Below are 13,796 nucleotides of genomic sequence, written 5' to 3'. Positions count from 1 at the left end.
TGCGATTAGCAAAGTTTACTTAGAACATCAAAAGTGCAACGCGATTGCCGAGTGAGCACTGTCTCAACTGTTACGAAGGCTTATTTCCACGAGCTTGTTTTCGCGCATGTTTTCGTGAATGGCAATGATGCAGGACGGTTTTCTTTTCTTGGTCTGATGCACCCGACCAAGCAACAATTTCGTCAATGCTACGAAAACAGCCCACACAAATATCGTGCTCATCTAAGCAGCAATTTCGCACGCAAGGCGATTCGACGCTGCAACATTCAATCTCACTGTCCATGTTGGAATTCTAGCCTGTGATTATTTTAGTAAGTGTTTCTTAACGTTACCTTTAACTGCCTACAAAGCCAATACCGTCGTAACTATACATAGGCTTCAAGCAGCAGCGCTGAATAAAAGTGACAAATTGATCCGCCGTTACCCAGAGTGCTGCTGGTAACTAGGAATGGCGGTTATTTTTTCCAGCCAGTGTAATTGGGTATCACAGTAAATGTTCACGGTAGGCTTAGGCAAAACGTCATTGTCTAAGGTGCAAATATAGATCATTGCCAACCCTGGATAACGAGCGTTTATATTGTATATCGCTGTCCCACAGTGGCCGCAAAAGTGCTTATGCGCGCCCTCTTTAAAGCGATAGCTATTTAATTGTCCACTGATTATCGAAAGCTTGTCTTCTGCAATAACGCCGTAAGTAGACAGTGCCGCACCGTTCATTTTTCGGCAGCGATTACAGTGACAATTAACGACTCGGTTAATCTCTACCAGTACTTCAAATTTAACATGGCCACATTGACAACTACCATGAAGGTTTTCCATTTTTTGTCCTTTCGATCTCACATCAGCTTTGCGTTAGTACAATGAAGATGGAACCTGCGGCGCCGTTGCACGTATTGCACCAACTCGCCAAGATCCTTGCAAAAGCCATTCTGTACCAATGTATTGTGTGTTTAACTTGGACAACGCCCCAAAACCTATCGAGTTTGGTGACACAACGTGGACCTGTACAAAACGTGATGGTGCCAATAAATGTACCCAAGCTGAGCAAAGTGCACGATAAGGACAGAGCACCCTTAATGTGAACACTGCTGGCCTAGCCTACTCAGAGCGACTCAGCATGCTTTTTGAAGTTATTCAAAATGCTAAGCCAGCCTTGGCGTTGTTCTTCACCTGTGTGAATGTCCTCTGCATCAAAGGTTTCAATCACTTGAGTACCCGTTGCCGTTTCAATAAACCTTACCGTGACTGTTCTGCCGTCTTCTAGGATAAAGTCTATCGCTGAGCTTGGTTCGATCGCTGTAAACTCACCGCTAAAATCAAACCCCATCGAGCCGTCTTTCGCTTCCATTCTGTAGGTGAATGTCCCGCCAACAGTAAGATCAATATCGGCCGATGGGCAGCACCAGTCGTCAGAGGCAAAATTCCAATGGGTGATGTCTGTAGGCGACGTCCACGCGCTCCAAACAGTGCTGAGAGGGGCATTGACCATGACCTCTATGGAAATATTCATCGTAACTCCTTGTACTCTGTAAACTGTCGCAGCCAATCACGTTATTATCCGCAATTGGGCGGTTTCTTTTAACACAGCAAATCCACTCGCAGCGCCTCCCACCTGAGAGTGCTACCTGCGACTTAAGACATGCCTACATAGCCTTCTAGTGACGCAATAGACTGAATCCAGCGCGCAATGTTGGGATAGTTTTCTAGATTAAAGCCTCCCTCATCCGCCACATGGGTGTAGGCGTACAGCGCAATATCGGCGATGGTGAGAGTGTCACCCACCAAGAATGCTGATTTGGATAACTGCTGCTCCATGATGCGCAGCGCTTTATGCCCACCAGCCTGCAGCGAGTGATATTCATCGAGACGCTCGGATGGCATACCTTGGTATTTTTGAATAAAACGCGCCACCGCAATGTATGGTTCATGAGAATACTGCTCAAAGAACAGCCATTCGTACACTTTGGCTTTTTGATAGGTGTCGGTGGGTAGAAAGTCGGTGCCTTCTGCAAAATACCCCAATATGGCATTAGATTCACAAAGGACGCGTTGATCATCGAGAACTACGGTCGGGATCTTACCGTTTGGGTTTAGTGCTAAGAATTCGTCTGTATGTGTTTCTTTTTCTAAAATATTGATGTGCATCCATTGATGCTCAATATTGAGTAAAGACAGTAACAATTTCACTTTTAAGCAGTTACCGGACTGCATATCTCCGTATACGATCATTGCACACTCCATGTGTTCATCGTGAAAGGCAAAAACGCCTCAAAAAACTGTTATTGAGTTAACCAACTTTAACGACGCTAGGGTGTTTTTCCGATGCGTACTCATGGTAAATATCGTCAAGATATCGGCCCAATTCTGTGGCTTCCAATTCAGAAGGTATAACAACATCATAAACTCGTGAGCGCAATCCAGTCGCGGATTCATTGTACAAATGCCACTGGTGCTCTTTTCTATGCACCGACATCGCTTTGCCAAAGACATTAAATTTGATGATCATGTCCTATCTCCCCACGCTTTCGCATCACCGCACGCGCCAAAGCGCTTAAGTGTTACACAGCGCCAATCACTCTACGCTAATTTAGCGATAGGCTTGTAAAACGCCTTACCAGTTTATTTCGTTTCCGCCGTCAACCACGCGGCCAGACTCAATAAGCGATGTCATTACAATAACCTTATCCGGCTCGATCCCAAAATGCTCTGAGAGAGCGCTTGCCAAGCCCAATTGGAGCAAACTCACGGATTTAGGTGACCATAGGTTGGGTAAAGTTAAGGTGCAAGTCGCGTCGTACGATTTACCCGCTTGGTCTATCGCTTGTACAATGGTTATGGTCATTTCTGAGGAGTCTAATCCAGAATGTCGTCCCCACTTTTCAATAAGCAGTGTTGAATCATTGCTTGGATTGGCAACATAGGGTGAGAGCACGCAGTGAGCAATCGGCATTGAGTCCTCCATCAATAATTAAAGTCAAAGCTTATACGAGTTCGCATCGTAAATTCAGCCTTTACTTTAATTAGTTTAGTTAAAAGTGACTGTCACACTCATCAATCAGCTAATTGAAATTCGAGCACTGATTTAGCCCGTTCATTCATCAACGAACCGCAACACCTTCAACTTCAATCACAGAACTCACGTTCGCTCGTTCAATAATCTTTAGCACAGTGGTTTGAATAAGCTCATTTTCTCGTATCTCGGTCTCACAAGAAAACCGCTCCTCTTGGGCGCTTTCACCCTCGGCCATCTTAAATTGAAGCACCACCTCTGTTGCGCACTCTTTGGTATCGCCGTAGTACGCTAAGGTGATTTGTGGGTAACCATTGAAGCCTTTCTTAACGTGTTTTGCGATTCGCTTTTTTGCTTTATCTAAATTCATGTTGCTTCCTTTTGATTCGGTATCCCGTGAAAGAATAGGTCGAGTTACAGGGTAAGTGAATGGTCACTTACTTGTGAGCTTCTTAAGGCTGGTACACATTATCTGAGCCTATCATTTTGTTAAGACTTTTTCTCAAGCAGCTCAGACACTGTGACAAATTCAAATCCGTCTTGCTTTAATCCGTCAATAATAGAGGGTAAGGCGTCTCTGGCGTGAGTGTTTTTGCTGCCAAGAACATGCAGCAATATAATCGCCCCTGGCTTTGACTGCTCGATAACAAACTCTGCGATGGATTCTGAGCTCTTATTTATCTCTGAATAGGTCTCGGGCTCAATGCTCCACATTACAGTGACTATGTCTTGCTGAGACAAGTAATGCGGCAATACAAACAGCTTTTTACCGTAAGGCGGCCGAAAGGTAATGTCGCCCTCATACCCAGCCGAACGAATTAATTGATTGGTGGTCTCAATTTCGTAGGCTATTTCTGTGGGAGTTTTAAACACCAATCTGTCGTGTGAGTAACTGTGATTGCCAATCTCATGTCCATGACCAATGATACTGCTGGTCGCATTAGGGTTGGACGCCATACCTTTGCCATTCAAATAGAAGGTTGCTTTCACCTGATGCTGATTGAGGGTGTCTAACACTTGGTCAGTAATATCGGCATTCCACGGTCCATCATCAAATGTCAGCGCAATAAGCTTCTCGGACGTCTCAACCTGTGACACAATGTCGCCAAACAGCTGGAAACTTCTCGCTTTGCTAAGCTGCCACAAGCCTGCTGCCAGCGCGACGACGAGCAGTAAACTAACCATTACTTTTTTCATTGTGTCTTTCTCAATAAATTGTGGACGTAAACCACCTAACAAATCTGAGTAAGGTTAGACAACGGGCAAACCGATGCGCGCTTGCGTTCCAATCATACATGCTTTGACTCGTAGAAACGGACGCTTAGCGCTTGAACCAACGTTGGTTAATTGCCTTGGCGATTTGCAAAAACGCATTAACCGCTGCACTTTCTGGGTGAGAATTATTCATCTCTTCCGTCAGGTGAGTAAAGTGGGAGGTGTACTTCTCGATGGCTTCGCGATCGGTGGACGCAAAAATGACGTCACCGTCAACTTCAAGCCCAGAGTTCAATAGCTGAGCCTTTTCTTCTAAAAAGGTCTCGGTCCCCATGACAAGAAACGTGAAGTTTTGTCGCTCTTTTCCTGGCTGGCAGAAGAACTGATACTTGGCCATTAATCATTCCTTTTTACGCGATATCCAATACACTGTGCATGCTAACTTAAATGTGTTGCGAGGCTTAGTAATCAATTGATAATCAATGAGATACATACCAAACATTAGCAAGACTGCGATGACAAATATGTCTCGTATCCAATACTTTATCTGTTGATTTTCACACTAAGACAGGTCAAAAAGCAAAACCTATCGGTCGATAGCTTATGGGGAGGATTGCCAACCGACTTCACCACAACCGCAAAAATGGTAACATGCAGCATCTGTAAAAATCATGAGATAAAACAACCATGTCCAATCAAAACCCAGTCATCAAAGACGTATACGTCGCATTCCAAGTTATCCCTAGACTAAAAGAAGGGAATAACTTTGAAGTCGTTGATAAAGCGATTGAGGTGGTAAAAGCGGCGGATGTGCCCTTTCAGGTAGGCGCGATGGAAACAACAATGAGAGGAGAGCTAAACCATCTGCTCGAGATTGTAAAAGACGCCCAACAAGCCTGTTATGACGCGGGCGCTCTTGAAGTGATCACTAACATCAAAATTCACAGTAAAACTGAAGCCGCAACCGATACATTCTGCACCTACGATCGCGGTGTGACTAAAGCTAATCACATGTTTGTAGACAAGTAGTTTTTTAGCCACCGCGATTACATCATCGTGGTGGCTTACCGACTTTAAGGAGAAACTGGCGCGTAGCCTAGTTAAGCAAAAGTGAGTCTACACGCGTTCATAAAGCCGACTCAAATAACCTCGATAGGCGTATCAATATTAACCCGTACGCAGCGCTAATATGGCAGGAACATCATCAATCTCTCGGTAGCGTGACAGATTTTCGTCCTTGGCATCAATAGCAACAATAGACATCCTGTCAGCCAACTCATTCCCCTCAATGCCCACGTGTCCGTTGACATGATGAATAGCGATCTTAGAAGCAATTTCCTGATACAGCGCATACGCAGGTTGAATAATGTCTAGGTTTTTAATCTCACCACCCGCTTTCGTCCAACCATTTTTCTCCCAACCAGCGGCCCATTTGGTAATGCAGTCGATTGAGTATTTAGAGTCACAAAAAATACCCACAGTTTGGCCAGAGCTTAACTTCTCTTTAGCGATGATCAGCGCTTGGTTTAGACCATTTAGCTCAGCGGTATTATTTGTGCCCATAGATTGGTAAAGGCCATACCAAAGCTCACTCAATACATTGTCGTCATACACCGCCAGACCAGTCCCCGCTTCACCTGGGTTTGGATCGCAGGCGCCATCGGTAAAGACTTTAACTTGATACTCCATAGCATCAATTTGCTGCTGAGTGAGCGGAGCTGCTTTTACTTTTTTAGGCTTGCTTGCGCCCTTTATTGCTTTGCTCGCAGCGGTATTAGTCGAGCTACCACCAAACGCAGACTCGGCTTCTTCTAAAGTTGGGAACGACTTATACCGAGCACCCGCAAAACCATCAACCAGTGACTTGCACTTAGGCCAAGTGGTGAAAATGCCCGTTTCACGTCCTTTCCAAACAACATAATATTTTTTAGCCACACAGCCTCCGCGACTGAAATCTTAAAATAGAACTATCAACGCCCAATAAACAGGCGAAAAACGCGACCTCATGGGTCGAACGAACCGCCGCGATCACCCACCTAAAGCCCAAATAAGTAGCGCCACATTGTGACTGCCCGCTTAAGTTGTCTTTTAAAGAGTTATGTCAACATTATAAATTGTATTCTGCTCGTTCATCCTTGCATTCGTATGAGCCCATTTCAAACTCTCTACAAATTAAAGGGCGATTTTCATAAATTGTGCATGTGTAGAGTTCGCGGTCTAACGCAGAGCACCAACCATCCGATAGCCTAAGCATGGTTTCACCGCCCCATCTATCACGCTTTATATGCTCTTCCGGCACGCCAGTATCGGTGAGAATCATAACCTCTAAGCGGCAACAACACGCTTTGCAATTTGAGCAGGATACTTCGAGGGTTGATAGAGTTTTGGTGGGGATATTCATAAGGCTTGGTCTGGTGGTCAATTGGGTAGTATACCTGAATTAGACCGAGCTAGGGGTTGGGAATATCGCGATGGATTGGCTACTGACGCCATAGTCGTTTGTTAGATGCCCGACCGCTTAACTTAATTTAGTAGTGGTAGCGACATGAAATTATTGTTATCGCTTGATCATCGACTGCGTAAACAAGTCTATTAGTGTCGTCAATGCGGCGAGACCAAAAACCAGATAAGTTCTCTTTTAACGGCTCTGGTTTGCCAATACCCTCAAAAGGCGAACGCTTAACATCATTGATGAGCTTATTAATGCGCTTGAGTGTTTTCTTATCTTGGGTTTGCCAATACAAATAGTCACCCCAAGCCTCATCAGTCCACGATAGTAAACGTTGGTTACTACTCATCAATTAACTCTCGTGCGGTTGCTTGACCAGCACGGTACTGCGCTATAGAGCGGTTTAAGTGTTCAGCATTTTGAGGAGAGCGTAGTAAGTGCACTGTCTCCATAAGACTGTTGTAGTAGTCTAAAGACATAACCACAGCATCTTCAGAGTCACGACGTGTAATGACTGTCGTGTCTGCGTCATTAACTACATCGTCTAAAACAGCTTTAAGACCATTCCTAGCTTCAGTAAAAGATACGATTCTCATAAGAACCTCAACATGTACGTTTAATGGTACAAGTATAGTCTTCACTCATATACTTGTACAGTAAATTGAACATGCGATATTGATAAGGCAACTAACGCTTTGCTAACACCACGAAACCCAAACAATGCCACCGTAAACACTAAAGCCAACCGAACCGAAAATGCCCAAGGTTGGCCGTCACTCTTAAGCAATTTGTTAGTTGCCCGACCCAATGCGTAGTGCTAACATTTGTACACACACAAGAGGAATGCATTATGGACACTAGAATTCAATTTCGTGTTGACGAGGAAACCAAACGCCTAGCACAGCAAATGGCTGAGAGCCAAGGCCGAACACTTAGTGATGCTTGCCGGGAACTCACAGAGCAACTAGCTGAACAACAAAGAAAATCATTATCGCATGATGCTTGGTTAACAGAACAGGTAAACCTAGCATTTGAGAAGTATGACTCAGGGAAAGCCGTTTTTATTGACCACAATACAGCAAAGTCTCGAATGGCAGAGCGTAAAGCAAGAATTCGTGACCGTGGCAACCAATGATTTTCTGGGAAGAAGAATCTCTAAATGATCGTGAGAAGATTTTTGAATTTCTATACGACTTTAACCCAGCAGCAGCCGAGAAAACTGATGACCTCATTGCGTCAAAAGTTGAGTGCCTGTTAGAGCAACCTTTAATGGGAGTTCAGCGAGATGGAATACGAGGCAGGCTGCTGATCATTCCTGAAATTTCGATGGTTGTCTCGTACTGGGTTGAGGTAGAGATCATTCGTATCATGCGTGTACTCCATCAAAAGCAGAAGTTCCCGACAAACTAATTTCAGCCGCTGGGCAACTAACGCCGCATTAAGGTGTGAGCGGCGCTTGGCTATACTTGAGCGAAGCGAAACTGCCAAGCGTTGCGAATCACTCTTAAATGCTTTGTTAAATTGCTATTTTCCGTAGCTTTGCATTTGCTGATAACACGATTGAGCCAGCTGAAATACGCCTTACGCCAAAATAACCACCTGACGACGAAAGTTGGTGTACCTGAAGTGAATCTGAGTTAAGCCTGTCAATCCAGTATGGAGCTAAAGAGCATTGAGCGGAACCTGTCGCTAGATCTTCAGATATACCAATTTTGGGCGCAAAATATCTTAATACGTACCCATTTTCGCCATTTGCTGCGGTCACGATTAAAGCATGGTAATTATCAAGCTGTTTAAAGCGCATATCATCAGGCTTAAAATCTCTTACAGATTCTATTGAGGGCAAGACTATAACTAAGTCTCGAGTTGAAAATACATCAATAGCATCAACAGCCAAATCCGCTATTTCTGGTGGAACGACACATGTTTCACCTTTCCAACTAGGCAACTCAAGAGTATAAATACCATTCTTTTTGGCAATTGAGACGTCTCCGTATTTGCTACTGAAAAGTACACGATCGAGTTTGTTCTTAGAGATGATTGCAGCACCAGCCCCTAAGCTACCATGCCCACACAGGTTAATTTCCCCATCCAGCGCAAACCAGCGAATGTGAAACTGTCCATTAATTTTAATAACAAAAGAGGTAACTGGAAGTCCTGCTTCACAAGTTATTTTCTGTAACTCTTCATCAGAAAGCCAATTATCAAGCTCTAATACACCACAAGGGTTACCAGAAGCTGACTCACCACCAAACACATCATATGTTTCTAATTTAATAATCCACCATCCTCGATTGCAATTTAACGCCGCATTAAGGCGTGGAGTAACGTGTGCCACACTTGAGCGAAGCGAAATCGGCACACGTTACGGAATCGCTCTTAAATGCTTTGTTATGTGCGCTACCCAGCTCTAGCGCCATTAGGCATTTCTGATTCTGGGCAAGCTAAGCATGGTTGTAACTTATCTTCATAGCCAATGTCGAACAACATACCTTGAGATACTTCACCTACCATTTTTCTTTCTGGCAAATTCACCACAAACAAAGCTTGCTTACCCTCTATCTCTTTCGGGTTTTCACGCTCTTGTTTTATACCAGCTAAAATCGAGCGCTTATGGTCACCAAAGTCTACTGTTAACTTCATTAGTTTGTCAGATTTAGCTACTTCAGATACCTCTTCGATTAAACCAACTCGAATATCAATTTTAGAGAAGTCATCAAACGTAATTTCATCTTTAATTGGGGCATATTTCATACTTCTATCCTCAAATTTCTCACTAGCACATAACGCCATGTTAAGGGGTGAGCAACGCAATACCGATGTTGCCGCAACCACCTTAAACACAAAAATCAACGCATAGTAAAAATGCCACGCGTTGCGAATCCCTCTTAAACATTTTGTTATACATATCTACCGGGGACTGTAATCTATTGATGGGTCAACCCCAAAACAGATCGAACACTCATCCTTACCAATTGAGTATCCGCATGATAAAGCTTGGACAACAGCGTCAAACTCGATTCTAGCCTTGCTTAATATATGCAATTGCTCTGGTGTCAATTCCGAGGAATTATTAGTTTCCATATAAATACGAGCTTTACTAACCTCATTAGATAAATACGCAGCAATACTGTGCAAATGTTTGCTTTCCCCGCCTAAATTGTCTTGGAACATCCTCATCGAAGCAAAAAAATCCTCATATTTCTGTTCATTCCCAGAAAGTACAAAACCATGATAATTAAGCCTATTAAAACTATTTTGCACTTCAAGAGATAATGGCGACTGCTCAGCACACTCCGGACGTTCTAAAAATTTAGTAGCCCAATATGTAACAGCGCTCACTATTATTGGGATAATTACGCTCAAGAGTAGTATCTCAAGTTTCTTCCTTTTCAAACCTTCAATTTCATCTTTCATCTTGAGCCTTCCATATGTATAACGCCGCATTAAGGGGTGAGCAACGCTACCATGGAACTTAACCATGCCGCCATAGACACAAAACCCAACGATGGAATGAAAAATGCTATTCGTTGGGAATCACTCTTGAATGCTTTGTTATGCTATCGCTAGCACTGAACCCACTGTTTCTTATCTGTATCAGAACGTCTGATCTTATTGCTACTAGAAAGTGTATTCACCGCTTTAGTAAATGCCTGACGGGATAAGCCCAACTGTTCTTGAAAACTAGGGTCTAGATTTTTTGGTGACTTTAACGCCGCATATAGCTTTTGTTCAGCTGATATAAAGTTAGATTTTTCGTTCACAACAATAGGCACGACAACTTCATCTTTAATTCTTACAACTCTGAACTTAGCTCCTAACTTTTTACATTGAAACTCGAAAGCTGAAATTAAGCTTTCATCATTGCTAAATAGCTCAAAGTGAGCAGAAGCAAGAGCTTGTTGCTCCAATGTTGAAAGCACACGTGATAGGTATGAAATGATATAGAAATCAGCTTGGTTTTGACCACTAGGGTAGTCAGAAAGATGATGGAAAAGCTCTTTTTCACAATGTTGCTGAATACTATTTGATTTGGAAAAAACAAAAACTTTATCAGCTAGCGTAGCTTTTACTCGCTCGATTCCTTTCACTCCAACGTTCTCTGCGTCCACAAACACAAATTTCATTAATAGCTCCTGCTATATTGCGATAAATGATGTTTTAAATTACCTAACTTTAGTCCTGATATCAAATAGGTAGCATAACGCTTAAGCTAACCGGCGGCAAAAGTGCTGTAGCGCGAAGCGCGACTTTTGGCGTCCGGTTGAGCGCCTTGTTAGAAGTTGCTTCAACGGCAACTCCTCGTTTCCACCTGCGGGTCGTGCGGACGGCAATAGTTATAGGCATATGCGATGTGCCGACTCCCAAAGTCATCAACTATGTAACACTCAACCTGGCAAGGTTGACCTATAGCAGAGCGGAAGAAATGGTGCTCTTGCTGAAACTTCGCCTCAAAGCGAACGACAACCTTCGCGGACTTTACCCAGCCCTTAGGAATTGATCGTTTCCTCAGCAGGTTAAGTAGCATATCGCGATAGAACGCCAACATTGTGTCGAATTCATGTGTGGGTGGTGCTGTAGAGGACGCTAGAAGATCCAACTCAACCACTTTCTCATGAGCGAACTCGACAAATTTATAGAGTTTGCCTATTCCCCAATAGCCGTCGACATCATTGTTCCTGCTATTAAATGAGCCTACGATTCCACTTGCGAGGCTACCAAGCTCTCTTCTGTTAGCCATATCTCCTCGGTAACTTCTAACGCCAAGCTAAGCTGTGAGTGAAAGTGTTCCAGAATTAGAGCGAAGCGAAAATGGCACGCGTTCACGAATCAGACTTAAGCGCCTTGTTAGTTGCGCAGTTAGGTTATTCGTTGCGAAGTATTGAAAATACCAATTGCAATGAGACAAAATACCACGGTAATTAATCCAATATAATTGACCTTAATTTTGTCAGATTCTTTGGAAGGATACTTTCCTAACGTAAAGGTTTTGGATACCACAAAACCAACACCATAGAAGAAAAGTTCAACGACTCTTATCTCAAGAACAAATTTAATAGCAGCACCAAAAATTCTAAGCACTGCATTTATTAGATCATCCATATCGAAACCTTTCCAATTAGCAACTAACGCCAAGTTAAGTGGTGAAATACGTGTGCCATGTTTGAGCGTAAGCGAGTCGGCACGCGTATGGAATCCATCTTAAACTTTTTGTTATATGGTTTTTCGCGCAATTATGTGGCTTGCACTACTCTTATGCCCTGTCATCGTATTCGTGTCAGTTAACCGCGATAGTTCAATTACTAAATTGCTAGCAAGTTCTTCAAGTTCATGATGACTACTATGCCACATTGGCACACCTTGGCCGGAGAGAAACTTGGAGCTTTGTGGCGAGCTAAATTCAGCAATGTAAATAATACCATTTGGTTTAGTCACACGAACTAGTTCGTCAAATATACGCTGCCTTTTTTCTAACTGGTCAATACACGTAAAAACTGCACACGTAAAAACAACATCGAACTTAGCGTCTGGAAATGGCAAGGTATCCGCATTTGAAAATCGTAAATCCAAATGGGGAAAGTCGAAACTCCCTCGATTAATCATTTTTTCAGAACTATCAACACCGACAATTTTGCGATAGCCCAGAGAATACAATTGATTTGATATTCGCCCATAGCCACAACCGAAATCAAGGATATTTGAACCAATTGGAGCATGATCCATTAGATCTTTAGTGGATATTTCAAGGTTAAACTGCACTGTATTTGCTACGGAATTCCAATTATTCAAACGGTTACTCCTTGAACCATATAACGCCTCAATAACCGGCGCAGCTTTGCTGTGTCCGGCGCCGAAGGCGCGAAGTTGATTGACTTGTTAGCTGTTCCATCTAGTGCCCAAATTTGCTAGCTGGATGCACTTTTTCAATGTAAGCATCTATCTGTTCTAACGTTGGGTTCTTACTGTTGACAAACTCAGCGAGCATTTTTACATCATCTTCTGTTACTGGGGGGAATGCTGTTAGCTGCCCATTATTGTCCTTTTCCATTTTTGTGCTTCCGGTACTGTGACAGCTATAACAATTTGATTCTTTACTTCCCCATTTGGGGCCACCTATCATTACGCCTCCGTATAGGATTTTTGCTTTCTTCTCAGAGACTCCAGCAGCACGATTTGCATAGTAAAATATTCGATGGACATCTCTATAAGGTTCTGATTTTGTATCGCAGTACACATCGTGAATTACGGCAGCTTCACGATATTGACCAGCATATGGACCACCTACAAACGTCCAGACCACTTTGGGAATTGTTGCCCCATCAGTCTTACTTCCGGCAGGAGCTATCCATTTTTTTCCTTTGGGGTCGATATAAACAAAATCTTCTAACAAAACCATACGACGCTCAGATTCTGAACCTCGCATCCATTCGGTTTTTACTGTGCCTACATAACTACCGTAATCGGCCTGTGAAAAAGCCATACATGGGATAATCGTCAATAAGACTAGTACAATTAGATTACGCATTATCTTCTCCGTGACAGCTAACGCCGCAATAAGCGGTGACATACGCGTGCTATGTTTGAGCGTAAGCGAGTCGGCACGCGTATGGAATCCGACTTAATTGCTTTGTTATATGCGTTCACTCTTCATCTAACTCCCTAGTACATTTCACTGAATTTAAACCCAAGTACACAGAAGATAATATGAAGAAACTAAACGATACTAAGTAGTTAGTGGAATAAAATAGCACAATTCCAATTGTCACTAAGATAACGGCTTTATACCTATACTTTTTATGCTTAATCCACAACCGTCGCATTTCAGATGTAAAACCAAATGCAATACAAAATATAGACATAAGCAACAGCGAAATACCACCTTCTCTTTCTGGGTACTCTAATAAAGCCAAAATCATAGGGAATGCGCAAAAGAACAAAACATTAGTTTGAACTCTAAAGTATTCACTGTATTTATCGTGCCTTCTTGTCATGTATATCTTAATCTAATTTCAATTCTCTTAAGTTAAGTATGCCGTGAGAGCTTCTAACTCTTGAGCATATAACGCTAACCTAAGCGGTGAGTGAACGTTGGCTATGTCTGAGCGAAGCGAGTTCAGCCAG

General features: G+C 43.0%; 24 protein-coding genes. 3 read left to right on the top strand and 21 right to left on the bottom strand.

The genetic code is table 11. The features are described from left to right. Window positions 1-70: 70 nt before the first annotated feature. The 9 genes from JQC93_RS01280 to JQC93_RS01240 form a co-directional block, all read right to left on the bottom strand. On the bottom strand, window positions 71-283 hold the full coding sequence (locus JQC93_RS01280) for a DUF1289 domain-containing protein (RefSeq protein WP_205156663.1): 213 nt from the start codon (window positions 281-283) through the stop codon (window positions 71-73). A 137-nt stretch (window positions 284-420) separates the two neighbouring features. Next, the gene (locus JQC93_RS01275; RefSeq protein WP_205156662.1) at window positions 421-819 is read right to left on the bottom strand and encodes a GFA family protein; all 399 of its coding nucleotides are present in this window, start codon (window positions 817-819) and stop codon (window positions 421-423) included. 283 nt (window positions 820-1,102) lie between these two features. Next, window positions 1,103-1,510: an SRPBCC family protein gene (locus JQC93_RS01270; RefSeq protein ID WP_205156661.1), complete on the bottom strand. Its 408-nt coding sequence runs from the start codon at window positions 1,508-1,510 to the stop codon at window positions 1,103-1,105. Between the two features lie 122 nt (window positions 1,511-1,632). After that, entirely contained in the window at window positions 1,633-2,229 is a 597-nt protein-coding gene (locus JQC93_RS01265; RefSeq protein WP_205156660.1) for a glutathione S-transferase family protein, read from the bottom strand. Window positions 2,230-2,287: 58 nt separating this feature from the next. Next, window positions 2,288-2,506: a DUF7661 family protein gene (locus JQC93_RS01260; protein ID WP_205156659.1), complete on the bottom strand. Its 219-nt coding sequence runs from the start codon at window positions 2,504-2,506 to the stop codon at window positions 2,288-2,290. A 105-nt stretch (window positions 2,507-2,611) separates the two neighbouring features. Further along, complete coding sequence (locus JQC93_RS01255; protein WP_205156658.1) at window positions 2,612-2,950, bottom strand: hypothetical protein; 339 nt, start codon at window positions 2,948-2,950, stop codon at window positions 2,612-2,614. A 148-nt stretch (window positions 2,951-3,098) separates the two neighbouring features. Then, window positions 3,099-3,380, bottom strand: coding sequence for a hypothetical protein (locus JQC93_RS01250; RefSeq protein ID WP_205156657.1), 282 nt, complete (start codon window positions 3,378-3,380; stop codon window positions 3,099-3,101). A 119-nt stretch (window positions 3,381-3,499) separates the two neighbouring features. After that, entirely contained in the window at window positions 3,500-4,207 is a 708-nt protein-coding gene (locus JQC93_RS01245; RefSeq protein ID WP_408068577.1) for a polysaccharide deacetylase family protein, read from the bottom strand. Window positions 4,208-4,331: 124 nt separating this feature from the next. Then, window positions 4,332-4,622, bottom strand: coding sequence for a hypothetical protein (locus tag JQC93_RS01240; protein ID WP_205156656.1), 291 nt, complete (start codon window positions 4,620-4,622; stop codon window positions 4,332-4,334). 290 nt (window positions 4,623-4,912) lie between these two features. Between JQC93_RS01240 and JQC93_RS01235 the strand changes: the two genes are divergently transcribed. Next, window positions 4,913-5,254 carry a thiamine-binding protein gene (locus tag JQC93_RS01235; RefSeq protein ID WP_205156655.1) on the top strand — a complete coding sequence of 114 codons (342 nt, stop codon included), beginning with the start codon at window positions 4,913-4,915 and terminating at the stop codon, window positions 5,252-5,254. A gap of 138 nt (window positions 5,255-5,392) precedes the next feature. Here the strand turns inward: JQC93_RS01235 and JQC93_RS01230 are convergent, their stop codons facing one another. The 4 genes from JQC93_RS01230 to JQC93_RS01215 form a co-directional block, all read right to left on the bottom strand. After that, entirely contained in the window at window positions 5,393-6,160 is a 768-nt protein-coding gene (locus tag JQC93_RS01230) for a ribonuclease H1 domain-containing protein (protein WP_205156654.1), read from the bottom strand. 172 nt (window positions 6,161-6,332) lie between these two features. Continuing rightward, window positions 6,333-6,626, bottom strand: a complete 294-nt coding sequence (locus tag JQC93_RS01225) for a YkgJ family cysteine cluster protein (RefSeq protein WP_205156653.1) — start codon at window positions 6,624-6,626, stop codon at window positions 6,333-6,335. Window positions 6,627-6,753: 127 nt separating this feature from the next. Then, a complete protein-coding gene (locus JQC93_RS01220) occupies window positions 6,754-7,023 on the bottom strand; it encodes a Txe/YoeB family addiction module toxin (protein WP_205156652.1) in 270 nt (89 codons plus the stop codon). Then, entirely contained in the window at window positions 7,016-7,270 is a 255-nt protein-coding gene (locus JQC93_RS01215; RefSeq protein ID WP_205156651.1) for a type II toxin-antitoxin system Phd/YefM family antitoxin, read from the bottom strand. The genes JQC93_RS01220 and JQC93_RS01215 overlap by 8 nt, the downstream gene beginning before the upstream one ends. A gap of 254 nt (window positions 7,271-7,524) precedes the next feature. Here JQC93_RS01215 and JQC93_RS01210 point away from each other — a divergent pair, with 254 nt between their 5' ends. Both JQC93_RS01210 and JQC93_RS01205 read left to right on the top strand, forming a co-directional pair. After that, window positions 7,525-7,809 carry a type II toxin-antitoxin system TacA family antitoxin gene (locus JQC93_RS01210; RefSeq protein WP_205156650.1) on the top strand — a complete coding sequence of 95 codons (285 nt, stop codon included), beginning with the start codon at window positions 7,525-7,527 and terminating at the stop codon, window positions 7,807-7,809. Further along, window positions 7,806-8,084 carry a type II toxin-antitoxin system RelE/ParE family toxin gene (locus JQC93_RS01205; protein ID WP_205156649.1) on the top strand — a complete coding sequence of 93 codons (279 nt, stop codon included), beginning with the start codon at window positions 7,806-7,808 and terminating at the stop codon, window positions 8,082-8,084. Before JQC93_RS01210 ends, JQC93_RS01205 begins: the two co-directional genes overlap by 4 nt. A gap of 106 nt (window positions 8,085-8,190) precedes the next feature. Here JQC93_RS01205 and JQC93_RS01200 read toward each other — a convergent pair whose 3' ends face one another. From JQC93_RS01200 to JQC93_RS01160, 8 genes are all read right to left on the bottom strand, one after another. Next, window positions 8,191-8,952 carry a PhzF family phenazine biosynthesis protein gene (locus tag JQC93_RS01200; RefSeq protein WP_328833237.1) on the bottom strand — a complete coding sequence of 254 codons (762 nt, stop codon included), beginning with the start codon at window positions 8,950-8,952 and terminating at the stop codon, window positions 8,191-8,193. A 122-nt stretch (window positions 8,953-9,074) separates the two neighbouring features. Continuing rightward, window positions 9,075-9,428 carry a tRNA-binding protein gene (locus JQC93_RS01195; RefSeq protein WP_205156648.1) on the bottom strand — a complete coding sequence of 118 codons (354 nt, stop codon included), beginning with the start codon at window positions 9,426-9,428 and terminating at the stop codon, window positions 9,075-9,077. A 156-nt stretch (window positions 9,429-9,584) separates the two neighbouring features. Beyond that, entirely contained in the window at window positions 9,585-10,091 is a 507-nt protein-coding gene (locus JQC93_RS01185; RefSeq protein ID WP_205156647.1) for a hypothetical protein, read from the bottom strand. Window positions 10,092-10,240: 149 nt separating this feature from the next. Then, window positions 10,241-10,801 carry a hypothetical protein gene (locus JQC93_RS01180; RefSeq protein WP_205156646.1) on the bottom strand — a complete coding sequence of 187 codons (561 nt, stop codon included), beginning with the start codon at window positions 10,799-10,801 and terminating at the stop codon, window positions 10,241-10,243. Between the two features lie 161 nt (window positions 10,802-10,962). Continuing rightward, entirely contained in the window at window positions 10,963-11,415 is a 453-nt protein-coding gene (locus JQC93_RS01175) for a hypothetical protein (protein ID WP_205156645.1), read from the bottom strand. Between the two features lie 119 nt (window positions 11,416-11,534). Then, a complete protein-coding gene (locus JQC93_RS01170) occupies window positions 11,535-11,777 on the bottom strand; it encodes a hypothetical protein (protein WP_205156644.1) in 243 nt (80 codons plus the stop codon). Window positions 11,778-11,888: 111 nt separating this feature from the next. After that, window positions 11,889-12,464 (bottom strand): class I SAM-dependent methyltransferase, encoded by a 576-nt coding sequence (locus JQC93_RS01165; RefSeq protein ID WP_205156643.1) that lies wholly within the window; start codon window positions 12,462-12,464, stop codon window positions 11,889-11,891. 100 nt (window positions 12,465-12,564) lie between these two features. Continuing rightward, on the bottom strand, window positions 12,565-13,200 hold the full coding sequence (locus tag JQC93_RS01160; RefSeq protein ID WP_205156642.1) for a DUF1353 domain-containing protein: 636 nt from the start codon (window positions 13,198-13,200) through the stop codon (window positions 12,565-12,567). Window positions 13,201-13,796: the final 596 nt, after the last annotated feature.

The organism is Vibrio ulleungensis (assembly GCF_016900875.1).
Taxonomy (GTDB): domain Bacteria; phylum Pseudomonadota; class Gammaproteobacteria; order Enterobacterales; family Vibrionaceae; genus Vibrio; species Vibrio ulleungensis.
The sequence above is the reverse complement of the archived record's forward strand: the minus strand, read 5'-3'. Positions and strand labels throughout refer to the sequence as shown.

What these genes read in the sequence shown, in the direction of transcription:
- JQC93_RS01280 (WP_205156663.1), bottom strand. Translation starts at nt 283, where the DNA reads ATGGACAGTGAGATTGAATGTTGCAGCGTCGAATCGCCTTGCGTGCGA.
- JQC93_RS01275 (WP_205156662.1), bottom strand. Translation starts at nt 819, where the DNA reads ATGGAAAACCTTCATGGTAGTTGTCAATGTGGCCATGTTAAATTTGAA.
- JQC93_RS01270 (WP_205156661.1), bottom strand. Translation starts at nt 1,510, where the DNA reads ATGAATATTTCCATAGAGGTCATGGTCAATGCCCCTCTCAGCACTGTT.
- JQC93_RS01265 (WP_205156660.1), bottom strand. Translation starts at nt 2,229, where the DNA reads ATGATCGTATACGGAGATATGCAGTCCGGTAACTGCTTAAAAGTGAAA.
- JQC93_RS01260 (WP_205156659.1), bottom strand. Translation starts at nt 2,506, where the DNA reads ATGATCATCAAATTTAATGTCTTTGGCAAAGCGATGTCGGTGCATAGA.
- JQC93_RS01255 (WP_205156658.1), bottom strand. Translation starts at nt 2,950, where the DNA reads ATGCCGATTGCTCACTGCGTGCTCTCACCCTATGTTGCCAATCCAAGC.
- JQC93_RS01250 (WP_205156657.1), bottom strand. Translation starts at nt 3,380, where the DNA reads ATGAATTTAGATAAAGCAAAAAAGCGAATCGCAAAACACGTTAAGAAA.
- JQC93_RS01245 (WP_408068577.1), bottom strand. Translation starts at nt 4,207, where the DNA reads ATGAAAAAAGTAATGGTTAGTTTACTGCTCGTCGTCGCGCTGGCAGCA.
- JQC93_RS01240 (WP_205156656.1), bottom strand. Translation starts at nt 4,622, where the DNA reads ATGGCCAAGTATCAGTTCTTCTGCCAGCCAGGAAAAGAGCGACAAAAC.
- JQC93_RS01235 (WP_205156655.1), top strand. Translation starts at nt 4,913, where the DNA reads ATGTCCAATCAAAACCCAGTCATCAAAGACGTATACGTCGCATTCCAA.
- JQC93_RS01225 (WP_205156653.1), bottom strand. Translation starts at nt 6,626, where the DNA reads ATGAATATCCCCACCAAAACTCTATCAACCCTCGAAGTATCCTGCTCA.
- JQC93_RS01220 (WP_205156652.1), bottom strand. Translation starts at nt 7,023, where the DNA reads ATGAGTAGTAACCAACGTTTACTATCGTGGACTGATGAGGCTTGGGGT.
- JQC93_RS01215 (WP_205156651.1), bottom strand. Translation starts at nt 7,270, where the DNA reads ATGAGAATCGTATCTTTTACTGAAGCTAGGAATGGTCTTAAAGCTGTT.
- JQC93_RS01210 (WP_205156650.1), top strand. Translation starts at nt 7,525, where the DNA reads ATGGACACTAGAATTCAATTTCGTGTTGACGAGGAAACCAAACGCCTA.
- JQC93_RS01205 (WP_205156649.1), top strand. Translation starts at nt 7,806, where the DNA reads ATGATTTTCTGGGAAGAAGAATCTCTAAATGATCGTGAGAAGATTTTT.
- JQC93_RS01195 (WP_205156648.1), bottom strand. Translation starts at nt 9,428, where the DNA reads ATGAAATATGCCCCAATTAAAGATGAAATTACGTTTGATGACTTCTCT.
- JQC93_RS01185 (WP_205156647.1), bottom strand. Translation starts at nt 10,091, where the DNA reads ATGAAAGATGAAATTGAAGGTTTGAAAAGGAAGAAACTTGAGATACTA.
- JQC93_RS01180 (WP_205156646.1), bottom strand. Translation starts at nt 10,801, where the DNA reads ATGAAATTTGTGTTTGTGGACGCAGAGAACGTTGGAGTGAAAGGAATC.
- JQC93_RS01175 (WP_205156645.1), bottom strand. Translation starts at nt 11,415, where the DNA reads ATGGCTAACAGAAGAGAGCTTGGTAGCCTCGCAAGTGGAATCGTAGGC.
- JQC93_RS01170 (WP_205156644.1), bottom strand. Translation starts at nt 11,777, where the DNA reads ATGGATGATCTAATAAATGCAGTGCTTAGAATTTTTGGTGCTGCTATT.
- JQC93_RS01160 (WP_205156642.1), bottom strand. Translation starts at nt 13,200, where the DNA reads ATGCGTAATCTAATTGTACTAGTCTTATTGACGATTATCCCATGTATG.